A 12,112-nucleotide genomic window follows, 5' to 3' on the forward strand; every position below is an offset into this window, starting at 1 on the left:
TGTCCGCTGCTCAAAGACTCATTTGGTGACGGTGATCTTCTCGATGTTCTGGACGATGTCGTCGAACGCCTGCTTCAATTCCGCCCCTGTCGCTGCCTCGTAGTAGTGCTTAAGCGACGACGTATCCGCCGTGGAGCAGTCCCGGAGCACGCTTTTTGCCTGGTCCCGTTCGGTCGCCGTCATGGTTGGATCGTTCAGATCGAAGCCGATCGTGAAGATCTCGATGCCGACGCGCTTCATCTCGTCGCAAATGCCTTCGGCATTGTCGCGCGACATCTGGCCGGCATTCTGTGATTTTGGCGCACCGTGCTCGCCGGCGAAGGCTGTGTTGAACTGGCCGTCCGTCATCAGGATGGCGACCTTGGCGACTTTCCTCCTATCGAAATTGGCGGGACCCGCACCCAGCCCGGCGTTGACGATGGTCGAGCGCCACGAGGGTGAAAGCATGTAATAGCCCCACTGCGCGGCGATGCCGCCGGCGGTCACGCCAGCCGCGCTGAAATCATCGATCGTGTCGAGCAGTTTGTCTTCGTCGGCCGCCAGCGGGATGAGTTCCGGCGTCGGGCAGGTTCTCATGTGATCGTCCCGATTGATTTTGGCCAGGTACTCCTTGCCGTTGCTGTCCCAGCGCGATGTGGAAGGTCCGTCGGACGAAGTGTCGGCATAGCCATCCTTGTCCTTGCGTTCGGTGGCACATTTGTCGGGCGCTGGTGTCACCGACACCGAAACCGGAGCATCCAAGGGTGGCGGCAGGTCCGGCCCGCCCTTGTCCTCGACGAAGACACTGCCAGCAAGACCGCCCGTGTTCACAGCTTCGGCGTAGGGAACAATCGCCACACGCACACGCGGATTTCTCGGATCGATGTTGTTGTCCAGCAGATCCTTGACAGCCCCGGAAGCGGCAATCTGCAGGTCGCCGATCTTGTTGGTCTTGGCCCAAATGTTCGGCTCCATCGACCCGGTCACATCGAGCATCATCGCCACTTCGATGGTCTTGTCCGAATAGAGCGCCGTTGTGGAAGCGGCGACGCGCTTTATGTCACCCATGTTGAACATCGGGAAATACAGGGCGACATCGACATGGGCGTCCACCTGGACGGTCTTGGCGGTCCTGCTGACAATCAGCCTGTCGAGCACGATCTGGTCGGCCTGCAGGATACCTGCCTGGCTGTTGGCATCGAGAAAGGCCTGCACCGATCTGTTGGCATCGGCTTCCCTGATGACGCCGGTCGTCAGGTCGCGCGCCGTCGACGTGACCGCGGCGTCGACCACGCCCTGCAGGCTCGATCTGGCATTGTAGAGCTGTGTTACGTTGACGGAAAAACCAACGGCCAGCGCCAAGACTGAAGCGGTAAGGCCGAACAGGACTGCGAAATTTCCACCACGATGTCTGGCGAAGACGCCAGCCGCGTGAACAAGACCCCCGAAATTCCGCATCCTGCAGCCTCCACTCGCCTCGGCCTCGTCGCCGCGGGAAGGACAATGCAGGATTCCGACCGGGTGACGCCGCTACGGGACAGAAGGCCAGCCGTTCGCCAACAACCTATTGTTTTTGTTAGGTTGAGAGCTGCGCAAAGGTGAATGACCGGTAAATAGAAAAATACTCTTCCGGCTTCGTTTACCAGTCGCTTACCATGATCAAGCCAAGGGATCACGCAATGCCCGATGACGTCCTGTTGCGGCACAGGGCTCCTGTGCCGAAGCGGACCAGCTGTTAGAAATCGCAGGGCGTCAAACTTGCCGGATCACATGCCCGGCTACCGGGAGATCAGGCCAGCATCTGCGCGCTGACCGTCCTGTCGATGGCATGATAGGGCGGATTGAACAAATTGCCTTCCTGTTCGTAGGTCCACACCTTGAACAGGCTGAGCCGATGCGGGCCGAAGCTGTGCAGCAGCGGCACGTCGGTAGCGTCGCGCCCGCGCGCGATGACGACGCGGCCGACCCTCGGCGTGTTGTGGCGAGGATCGAACGCGTACCATTTGCCGTCGAGGAACACTTCCATCCACGCCGAGAAATCCATCGGCGCCGGATCGGCGGGCACGCCGATGTCGCCGAGATAGCCGTTCACATAGCGCGCCGGAATGTTCATGCAGCGGCAGAGAGTTATCGCCAGATGAGCGAAGTCGCGGCAGACGCCGACGCGCTCCTCATGCGCCTGCGCCGCGGTGCGGGTCGAACGCGCGTAGCCGTAGCCGAACGATAGGCGGTTGTGGACATAGTCGACGATCGCTTGCACCCGCGCCCAACCCGAGGGGACATGGCCGAAAAGCTGCCACGCCAGGCCGCTGAGGTGATCGGTCTCGCAATAGCGGCTGCCGAGGAGATAACCGAGCACCTCGTCGGGCAGTTCCGCCACCGGGACTTCCCTGGCCAGCGTGTTGACCGCATCGGTCTCGCCACTGTCCTCGACGACCGCATCATAAAGGATGCGAAAACCGCCGGCGGGCGCGGTGAAGCGGCGGCAGCCATTGCCATAGAGATCGTGGTAGAGCCTGGTCGACACCGCAGGCGATGTCAGCACCCGTGTCTGCCGTTTGATGTCGGCCTGCCTGTCCTTGTGGATCTCGAGCAGTGAAATCACCGGGGTGGCCGCGGTGCACTCGATAGCGATTTCGTAGCCGAGCCGGATCAGCATCGCAGTCCCCTTCGATCGTCGTGGAAAACAGTTTTGCTCAAACGCGAGAGGACGGACTGTGGTTCCCTGGGACTATCGAAAAGGTGGCCCTCGCGCCTTCCCATACCGACGCCGCGACGTTAGGTTCGGCGACCGCCATAAGCGCTCCCCCAATTCAAGGAAAACCATGTTCGCAGGCAAGAAATTCGCGGCCTTCCTCTTCGATATGGATGGCACGCTGCTCAATTCGACCGCGGCCGCGGAACGCGTCTGGAGCAATTGGGCGATGGGGCACGGCCTCGACGTGGCGACTTTCCTGCCAACGATGCATGGCAGGCGGGCCATCGAGACCGTCCGCCGGCTGGCACTTCCCGGGGTCGACCCACAGCACGAGGCGAACGAGATTACACGGGCCGAAATCGCCGATGTCGAAGGGGTCAATGCCATCGCCGGCGCCGCGGCATTCCTGGGTGAGCTGCCGCCGGATCGCTGGGCCATCGTCACATCATCGCCGCTCGCGCTTGCGCTGGTGCGGATCGAAGCGGCGGGCATCCCGCGTCCGGCGACAATGGTCACGGCGGAAGACGTGGTTCACGGCAAGCCTGCTCCCGACTGCTTCCTGTTGGCGGCCGAACGGCTTGGCTTCGACGCCCACGACTGCGTGGTTTTCGAGGACGCGACGCCGGGCATCCAGGCGGGCGAGGCGGCCGGCGCCACGGTGGTGGTGATCACCGCGACGCATCAGCACAAGATGGAGACGCCGCACGAAACCATTTTTGACTACAGCAACCTGACGGCGGTCACCGACGCCCAGGGCCAGCTTGGTCTGGAGCAGATACGAAGCGCGGCGGCTTCCTAAAGCGCGTCCCGTTGAGACCGATTCAAGCGACGCGCTTTAGGCCTTCTTGTTGTGCATGTCGTTATCGCAAAACCGAGGCCACTTTTGCGCGACATGCATTAGAAATCGCTGGTCAGGCCCTTGACCTCCCAGTCGCCGTAGCGGCCGGGTTCCTTGCCGCCACGGCCGCCGATTTCCTTCGGCGCCGCGGCTTCCTTCTCCAGATATTTCACGCGCCTTGCTTCGGCTTCCGCGAGCGCACGGCTGGCCTCCGGCGTCAGCGCCTTCGGCTGGACGTCATGGCCAAGGTCGGCATCGGTTTTACTGGTCTCGTCGTTCATGCGATATTTCCGGCGGATTGAAACAGGAACTGGCGTTTCCCATCATATAGCGATGACCTCGCAACGATCGACCCCTTTTCACCGCCACAGGGACAGGAGCAGACGATGAACAGACTTCGCACCGCCATGCTGCTTGCCGCGATGACGGCACTGTTCATGGGCGTTGGCTTTCTGATCGGCGGATCGGGCGGCATGATGATCGCGCTGGTCTTTGCCGCCGGCACCAATCTGTTCAGCTACTGGAACGCCGACAAGATGGTGCTGTCGATGAACCGCGCCGTTGAAGTCGACGAAAAGAACGCGCCCGAATATTACGCCATCGTTCAGTCACTGGCCCAACAGGCCGGCCTGCCGATGCCGAAGACCTACCTGATCGACAATCCGCAGCCGAACGCCTTCGCCACCGGTCGCAACCCGCAGAATGCGGCCGTCGCCGCCTCCACTGGACTGCTGCAGAGGCTGAGCCATGAAGAAGTCGCCGCGGTGATGGCGCATGAACTCGCCCATGTGCAGCACCGCGACACGCTGACCATGACCATCGTCGCCACATTTGCCGGGGCCATCTCGATGCTCGGAAATTTCGCCTTCTTCCTTGGCGGCAACCGCGACAACAATCCGTTCGGCTTTGTCGGCGTGCTGGCGGCGATGATCGTAGCGCCCTTTGCGGCGATGATCGTGCAGATGGCGGTCAGCCGCACCCGCGAATACGAGGCCGATCGGCGCGGTGCCGAAATCTGTGGACACCCGCTCTGGCTGGCGTCCGCCCTTGACAAGATCGCTCGCGGCGCCGAACGCATTCCCAACCCCGATGCCGAGCGCAATCCGGCAATGGCGCATCTCTTCATCATCAATCCTCTTTCCGGCGAGCGCATGGACAGTCTGTTTTCCACCCACCCGAGCACCGAAAACCGCATCGCCGCCTTGCAGGCGATGGCGCGCCAGATGGAAGGCAGCGACACTCGAGTCGCACCACGCCAGGCCCCGGCCCCCCGGCAGCCGGACGAACAGCCGCCGTCAGGCCCATGGGGCCAGGCGGCGCGACCTGAACAGCCGGCGGAATCGGCTGAACCGAAGCCCAATCCATGGGGGCGCAACCCGACTGGGCCCAAAGGCCGGTGGTCGTGAGCGTGGCGGGCAGAGGACCTCGACGCACAGTTTCAGGCGATCAGGAACACAAGGACGGCGGCGACTTCGTTGCCGGTCTCGCCGCCCGCAAGGCGGCGGCGCGCCTGCTTGCCGCAGTCATCGACGCCAGGACGCCGCTCGACGGGCTGACCGACCACGAGAACGGCCACCCGCAGTACAGAGCGCTCGACTTGCGCGATCGCGGCCTGGTGCGTGCCATCTTGGTCACCGCACTGCGCTATCGCATGACCATCACCGGGTTGCTGGCGCGCCGGCTGGAAAAGCCACTGCCGCCCAATGCCACCGCCCTGTCGCACATATTGCACGTGGCGGCGGCACAGATCCTGTTCCTCGACATTCCCGACAGCGCCGCCGTCGACTTGGCGGTGACCCACGCCAAATCAGATCCGCGCACGGTGCGCTTTTCCGGTCTGGTCAACGGCGTGCTGCGCACGCTCGCGCGCGCCAAGGAAACGGAGTTGCCTGCCGCCCTTGCCGCCACCGACGAAGCGCCCAAATGGTTCTCCGACCGGCTGAAGGCTGCCTACGGCAATGAAAAGGCCAGGCAGATTCTCGCCGCGCATCGCCACGAAGCGCCGGTCGATTTCTCGGTCAAGGCCGATCCCGAACTGTGGGCCGAGCGGCTCGGCGGCATCGTCCTGCCAACCGGCACAATTCGGGTGGAAAAGCTTGCCGGGCCCGTCACCGAATTGCCCGGCTTTGCCGACGGCGCCTGGTGGGTCCAGGACGCCGCCGCCAGCCTGCCGGCGCGGCTGTTCGGTGATGTCAGGGGGCTGCGCGTCGCCGATCTCTGCGCCGCGCCCGGCGGCAAGACCGCGCAGCTCGTTCTCGCCGGCGCCAAGGTCACCGCCGTCGACACGTCGAAGAACCGGCTGGTGCGGCTGACGCAAAATCTCGACCGCCTCGGTCTGTCCGCCGACATCGTCCAGGCCGACCTCACCAAATACGAGCCGAAGGAATTGTTCGACGCCGTGCTCCTCGACGCGCCCTGCTCGTCGACTGGCACGGTGCGGCGACATCCCGACGTGCCATGGACCAAGACGGCAGCCGATGTTGAAAAACTGGCCGACCTGCAACGCAGGCTGCTCGCCCGCGCCGTCACCCTGGTAAAACCCGGCGGCAGGATCGTCTTTTCCAACTGTTCGCTCGACCCGCTCGAGGGCGAGGAGCTCTATCGCGCGTTTCTGGCCGGCACGGCTGAAATAGCCGACGATCCGCTGCAGCAAGGCGAGATCGCCGGCATCGATCCGTTCCTGACGCCGCAAGGCACATTGCGCACCACGCCCGCCGATCTGGACCTCGGCGCGCCGGAACGCTCGGGCCTCGATGGCTTCTTCGCCGCCCGCATGCGCAGAGCCGGCTAACTATTTAACCGCCGGGATTTACTGGCTATTTTAGCGAAGGTCGAAGGCAAGACCGGGTGAACCGGCGCCGTCCGATGGAATTCGCCTTCGCACGAGTCGTGCAATCATGTAAACTTGCGCCGGGGTAGAGGACGATCAGGAGGGGATTTGGCACTTGCTGCCAGCAACACGACGCGTCTATGGACGCTTGTCGCGAAGGAGTTCTGGCGCAAAACGCGCCGGCGCTTGCGTGCCGGGCCGATCTATCGCTGGCGCTATTCCGGCCGCACGCCCGAACGTGTGCTGATCGCACCGCCGGACCTGCGTCTGGCCGACCCGCAGATCGCGCTCGAGATCTACTACGGCCGTTATCCCCTGTCGGGGCATCTGGTCGAGACCGGCGGCAAATCGCCCTTCCAGATCAACGTGCCCAACCATGGCTGGCAAAAGACGCTGCACGGCTTTCGCTGGCTGCGCCACATGCGCGCCGCCGGCACCGAACTGGCCGCCGCCAACGCCCGCGCGCTGGTCTCCGACTGGATCACCATCCATGGCAGCCATATTTCCGGCATCGCCTGGGAGCCCGGCACGACGGCCAAGCGCATCATCGCATGGCTGCAGCATTCCCCTGTCGTGCTGCAGGGCGCCGAATTCCCCTTCTACCGCGCCTTCCTGAAGACGCTTGCCGTCCAGATCCGCTACCTCAGGTCGATGGCGCGCGAAATGCCGGATGGCAAGGACAGGCTGCGCGCCCGCATCGCGCTGGCCTTCGCCGCCCTGTCCTTGCCGGCGCCGGCATCGGCGCTGCGCGGCGCCACCCGCAACCTCGCCGCGGAGCTCGACCGCCAGATCCTTGCCGATGGCGGTCACATTTCACGCAATCCGATGGTCGTCCTGGAAATCCTCGCCGACCTTTTGCCGCTGCGCCAGACCTATGCCAACCAGGCCGAAACGCCGCCGCAGGCGCTCATCGGCGCCATCGACCGCATGCTGCCGGCGCTGCGCTTCTTCCGCCATCAGGACGGCAGCCTCGCCCGCTTCAACGGCATGGGCGCCACCATTCACGATCGTATCGCCACCATCCTGCGTCACGACGACACCGCCGGTTCGCCGCTGCTGCATGCCCCGCATTCCGGCTACGAGCGCCTGTCGATGGGCGGCGTCACCGTCATCGCCGACACAGGGCTGCCGCCGCCGGTCGACGTGTCCAATGCCGCGCACGCCGGCTGCCTCGCCTTCGAACTGTCGTCCGGCCGCCAGCACTACATCGTCAACGCCGGCATCGACACCTATGGCGTCGCCGAGTTCCGACCGCTGGCGCGCGCTACCGCCGCGCACTCGACCGCCACTATCAACGACACCTCGTCGGCACGCTTCAGCCATTCGTTACGCGTCAACGACCTGCTCGGCTCACCATTGATCGGCGGGCCGCAGCAGGTGCAGTGCAAGCGCACCGACCAGAAAGGAATTCAAGGCTTCATCGCCCGCCATGACGGCTATGTCCCGCGCTTCGGCTTCCTGCATGAGCGCGAACTGAAGCTGTCGCAGAACGGCAACGTGCTGGCCGGCAGGGACCGCTTTCTGCGCCCCGGCAATGCGGCGATCCGCAACAATGGCCGCGACTTCGTCACCATCCGCTTCCACGTCCACCCCGACGTCAACCTGCTGCAGGACGAGCACGATCGACTGGTCCTGGCCGGCGATCAGGCCGACAGCTGGGTGTTCACCTCCAGCGAAGTGGTGCCGGAGGTCGAGGAATCGATCTATTTCGCCGGTCTTGGCGGCCCGCGTCGCAGCCGCCAGATCGTGCTTGCCTTCAAAGCCTCGGACGTCGCCGAAGTCCACTGGCAGCTGACGCGCACCAGCATCGCCGGCTATCCCGAGAACAACTGATCTGGCGCGCGAAAACAGTCGGCTCGCTCAAGCCTGTTGCGAGATACCGAAGGCGTCATAGGTGCTGAGCGATGGCGGGCCGGCGAAGGCGAAGCGGATCTTGTCGACCATCGCCGCCGCTTGGCCGCTGCGGTCATAGCGCTCTGCGTCCTCGACGGTGTTCCATATGGTGATTGCCATGAATGTGTCTCGCGCTTGATGCTGCTGCAGCAGCACTGCGCTGATATTGCCGTTTGCGGCGCGGATAGCGGGGATCGCCTCGGTTTCATAGATCGCCCGCAATTGCTCCGTCATTTCCGGCAACGCTGTGAACTGGCCAATACGGACAAATGCCATCAGTTTCCTCCATTGACGAGAAGAGGAGCCTATATCCGCGCCCGGCAAATTGCATATGAAACCGTCGAATGAAGCGCGACGCTTGATTTCCGGGCCTCATGTGCTACGCGCGGGTACCCACCACACCAGCCGTGAAAGGCCGCCGCCCATGGCCGTCGCCGCCAAGAACATTCCAGCACCTGACCTCGTTCCGGTGCGTCGCGCCCTGCTCTCCGTCTTCGACAAGACCGGGCTGATCGATTTCGCCAGGGCGCTGGCGGCTGCCGGCGTCGAACTGGTCTCGACCGGCGGCACGGCAAAGGCGATCGCCGAGGCGGGCCTGGCAGTGCGTGACGTCTCCGAGCTCACCGGCTTTCCCGAGATCATGGATGGCCGCGTCAAGACCTTGCATCCCAGCGTGCATGGCGCGCTGCTTGGTGTGCGCGACGACCCCGAGCACTCGGCTGCGATGCGCAAATACGGCATCGAGCCGATCGATCTCGTCGTCTCCAATCTCTATCCGTTCGAGGAGGTCCGCCGCTCCGGCGCCGACTATGCCGCGATTGTCGAGAACATCGACATTGGCGGCCCGGCGATGATCCGCGCCTCGGCCAAGAACCATGCCTATGTCGCCATCGTCACCGACCCCGGCGACTACGCCTCGGTGCTGAACGCGCTGGAGATGAACATCGGCTCGCTGTCGCTGGATTTCCGCAAGAAGCTGGCGGCCAAGGCCTTTGCCCGCACCGCCACCTATGACGCGGCGATCTCCGGCTGGTTCGCCGAGGCGCTGGAGATCGAGCATCCCATGTGGCGCGCCTTCGGCGGCAGGCTGGTCGAGGTGATGCGCTACGGCGAGAACCCGCACCAGAGCGCCGGCTTCTACGTCAATGGCGACAAGCGGCCTGGCGTCGCCACGGCGCGCCAGTTGCAGGGCAAGCAGCTCTCCTACAACAACATCAACGACACCGACGCCGCCTTCGAACTGGCCGGCGAATTCGATCCGAACCGCTCCGCTGCCGTCGCCATCATCAAGCACGCCAACCCGTGCGGCGTCGCCGAGGGCGCGTCGCTGAAGGCAGCCTATGCCAAGGCGCTCGCCTGCGATCCGGTCTCGGCCTTCGGCGGCATCGTCGCCATGAATCGCACCCTCGACGCCGAGGCCGCCGAGGAGATCGTGAAAACCTTCACTGAGGTGATCATCGCGCCCGACGCGACCCACGAGGCAGCCGCAATCGTCGCGGCGAAAAAGAACCTGCGCCTGCTGGTCACCGGCGGCCTGCCGGACCCGCGCACCCCAGGCACGACGGTCAAATCCGTCGCCGGTGGCATCCTCGTCCAGGGCAGGGACAATGCCGTGGTCGACGACCTCGAGCTGAAAGTGGTGACCAAGCGCGCACCGACAGCGGCCGAAATGGCCGACCTGAAATTCGCCTTCCGCATCGCCAAGCACGTCAAGTCCAACGCCATCGTCTACGCCAGGGACGGCGCCACCGTCGGCATCGGCGCCGGCCAGATGAGCCGGGTCGATTCCTCGCGCATTGCCGCGCGCAAGGCGCTCGACGCGGCCGAGGCGGCGGGCCTCGCCGAACCGCTGACCAAGGGCTCGGTTGTCGCCTCTGACGCGTTCTTCCCCTTCGCCGACGGATTGCTGTCGGCGATCGAAGCCGGCGCCACCGCCGTCATCCAGCCCGGCGGCTCGATGCGCGACGACGACGTCATCGCCGCCGCCGACGCGCACGGGATCGCCATGGTGTTTACGGGGGTTCGGCACTTCCGGCACTGAAGGGCCTTTACCCTCCCCCTTGTGGGGGTAAGAAGCGGTTCGCGCAGCGAACGAAAAGCCAATTGCTTGGCTTTTCGAGCTTCGAACGCCCTGAGCCTGCGAAGGGCTGGGAATGAATGATCAACAGCCCGGCCGGGTCCCCGCTGCTGCGCAGCGTCCCGGCGTTCGCCGGCCTTTCATCGTGCCACCGGCACGCTGAATTCGCTGCGCGAACCGGGCTGCTCACCCCCACAAGGGGGAGGGTAAATCATTCCACCGGCTGGTCCGCCGGATACGGCGTCCTGATCAGGATCGCCATGCCTATGCCCAGGAACAGGATGATCACCGCCATGCCGAGCCGCGCCGAGCCGCTGACGGCGGTGATGGTCGCCACCAGGAACGGCGCCAGGAAGCTGGTCGCCCGCCCGGCCAGCGCATAGATGCCGAAATAGCGGCCGGATTCCGCCGCCGTGACGCTGCGCGCCATGTAGGAGCGCGACGATGCCTGCACCGGCCCGAAGGCCAGGCCGATCAACAGGCCGTACAGGATGTAGGCCTTTTCGGCCGCGGTGCCGAACAGGCCGCCCGAATCGGCCGTCGACAGCTGTATCAGGCCGAGCAGCGTGAAGCCCGGACCGGTCGAGACGACGCCGACGGTGGCGATAGACAGCATGACCAGCGCAATCATCACCACCACCTTGGAGCCGAGCGCGGTGTCGAGGCGCGCCGCAACCCAGCAGCCCAGGATGGCGACGACATTGAGGATGATGCCGAACATGCCGATCTCGGTGATCGACCAGTGGAACATCGCCGCCGCGAAGGTGCCGCCCAGCGCCAGCAGCGCGTTGACGCCGTCCTGGTAGATCATGCGGGCGACGAGAAAGCGGAAGATGCCGCCACGCTGGCGCACCTCGGCCAGCGTCGATTTCAGCTCTGAAAGGCCTTCGCGCACCGCCGGCCCGATAGGGATGCCCTTGATGGCATCCGGCGTGAAGAAGAACATCGGCAGGATGAACAGGAAGTACCAGCCGGCCGACAGCGGCCCGGTGGCGCGCGCGTCCTCGCCGAGTTTCGGGTCGAGGCCGAACAGCGGGTCGAGGCCGATGATCGTCTTGCCGGTCTCGGGCGAGCCGGCCATGCAGGTAACGACGAAAATCAGCGCTATCATGCCGCCGAGATAACCAAGGCCCCAGGCAATGTTGGAAATGCGGCCGATTTCGCTTTTCGGCACCAGGCGCGGCATCATCGAATCGTTGAACACGGTCGAGAATTCCGCCGCCACCGAAGCCAGCGAGAACAGCGCCACGATGAGGAACAGGTTGGAACCGGGGGCCGCGAACCACAACAGGCAAAGGCTGGTGATCTTGATCGCGGCGAAGAACGCGATCCATGGCTTGCGCGGGCCGGTCTGGTCGGCGATCGAGCCGAGGATCGGCGACAGCACGGCGATGACCAGTCCCGCCGCTGCAATGCCATAGCCCCAGACCGCCTGGCCGGTATTGGGATCGCTCGCCATGCGCGAAACGAAATAGGGGCCGAAGATGAAGGTGGTGACGACAGTGAAGAACGGCTGCGCCGCCCAGTCGAAGAACATCCATCCCCAGATGCCGCGCCCGGACGCACGCTGCACGGTTACCTCGGTCATGTCCCCTCCTCAGCGTCTGCTCCACGCGTCGCGCGCCATGTCTGCATGTTTTTTCGTGATGGTGCAAACGAACAAGCGTGGCGCCGCCCCTCATTGCCCTGCCGGGCATTTCTCCCCGTATAGTGACGGGAGAAAGACGCGGTCATCGACGTTTCGCCAACGGTCAGCGTTGTAGTAAGGCGCCGACGATCGCGACAGGCTCCCTCCTC

10 protein-coding genes are annotated in these 12,112 nt (G+C 64.4%); 5 read left to right on the forward strand and 5 right to left on the reverse strand.

Features of this window, described 5'->3' with window-relative positions; all coding sequences use genetic code 11:
- Positions 1-18: 18 nt before the first annotated feature.
- Positions 19-1,437, reverse strand: a complete 1,419-nt coding sequence (locus AC1D2G_RS00710) for a TadE/TadG family type IV pilus assembly protein (RefSeq protein WP_477411548.1) — start codon at positions 1,435-1,437, stop codon at positions 19-21.
- A gap of 331 nt (positions 1,438-1,768) precedes the next feature.
- Complete coding sequence (locus AC1D2G_RS00715; protein WP_477411549.1) at positions 1,769-2,638, reverse strand: transglutaminase-like domain-containing protein; 870 nt, start codon at positions 2,636-2,638, stop codon at positions 1,769-1,771.
- Between the two features lie 166 nt (positions 2,639-2,804).
- Between AC1D2G_RS00715 and AC1D2G_RS00720 the strand changes: the two genes are divergently transcribed.
- Positions 2,805-3,476 carry an HAD family hydrolase gene (locus tag AC1D2G_RS00720; protein WP_477411550.1) on the forward strand — a complete coding sequence of 224 codons (672 nt, stop codon included), beginning with the start codon at positions 2,805-2,807 and terminating at the stop codon, positions 3,474-3,476.
- A gap of 98 nt (positions 3,477-3,574) precedes the next feature.
- On the opposite strand, the gene AC1D2G_RS00725 is transcribed toward AC1D2G_RS00720, so the two are convergent.
- Positions 3,575-3,796, reverse strand: coding sequence for a DUF1674 domain-containing protein (locus AC1D2G_RS00725; protein WP_111548414.1), 222 nt, complete (start codon positions 3,794-3,796; stop codon positions 3,575-3,577).
- 105 nt (positions 3,797-3,901) lie between these two features.
- Here AC1D2G_RS00725 and htpX point away from each other — a divergent pair, with 105 nt between their 5' ends.
- From htpX to AC1D2G_RS00740, 3 genes are all read left to right on the forward strand, one after another.
- Positions 3,902-4,921 carry a zinc metalloprotease HtpX gene (htpX, locus tag AC1D2G_RS00730; RefSeq protein WP_477411551.1) on the forward strand — a complete coding sequence of 340 codons (1,020 nt, stop codon included), beginning with the start codon at positions 3,902-3,904 and terminating at the stop codon, positions 4,919-4,921.
- Positions 4,918-6,306: an RsmB/NOP family class I SAM-dependent RNA methyltransferase gene (locus tag AC1D2G_RS00735; protein WP_477411552.1), complete on the forward strand. Its 1,389-nt coding sequence runs from the start codon at positions 4,918-4,920 to the stop codon at positions 6,304-6,306. Before htpX ends, AC1D2G_RS00735 begins: the two co-directional genes overlap by 4 nt.
- Before the next feature lie 147 nt (positions 6,307-6,453).
- Positions 6,454-8,178, forward strand: coding sequence for a heparinase II/III family protein (locus AC1D2G_RS00740; RefSeq protein ID WP_477411553.1), 1,725 nt, complete (start codon positions 6,454-6,456; stop codon positions 8,176-8,178).
- 27 nt (positions 8,179-8,205) lie between these two features.
- Here the strand turns inward: AC1D2G_RS00740 and AC1D2G_RS00745 are convergent, their stop codons facing one another.
- Entirely contained in the window at positions 8,206-8,514 is a 309-nt protein-coding gene (locus AC1D2G_RS00745) for a putative quinol monooxygenase (RefSeq protein ID WP_477300082.1), read from the reverse strand.
- A 148-nt stretch (positions 8,515-8,662) separates the two neighbouring features.
- On the opposite strand from AC1D2G_RS00745, the gene purH reads away from it, so the two are divergent.
- Positions 8,663-10,279, forward strand: a complete 1,617-nt coding sequence (gene purH / locus AC1D2G_RS00750; RefSeq protein WP_477411554.1) for a bifunctional phosphoribosylaminoimidazolecarboxamide formyltransferase/IMP cyclohydrolase — start codon at positions 8,663-8,665, stop codon at positions 10,277-10,279.
- Between the two features lie 247 nt (positions 10,280-10,526).
- Here the strand turns inward: purH and AC1D2G_RS00755 are convergent, their stop codons facing one another.
- The gene (locus tag AC1D2G_RS00755) at positions 10,527-11,903 is read right to left on the reverse strand and encodes an MFS transporter (RefSeq protein ID WP_477411555.1); all 1,377 of its coding nucleotides are present in this window, start codon (positions 11,901-11,903) and stop codon (positions 10,527-10,529) included.
- Positions 11,904-12,112: the final 209 nt, after the last annotated feature.

Source organism: Mesorhizobium sp. P2_C7 (assembly GCF_056404515.1).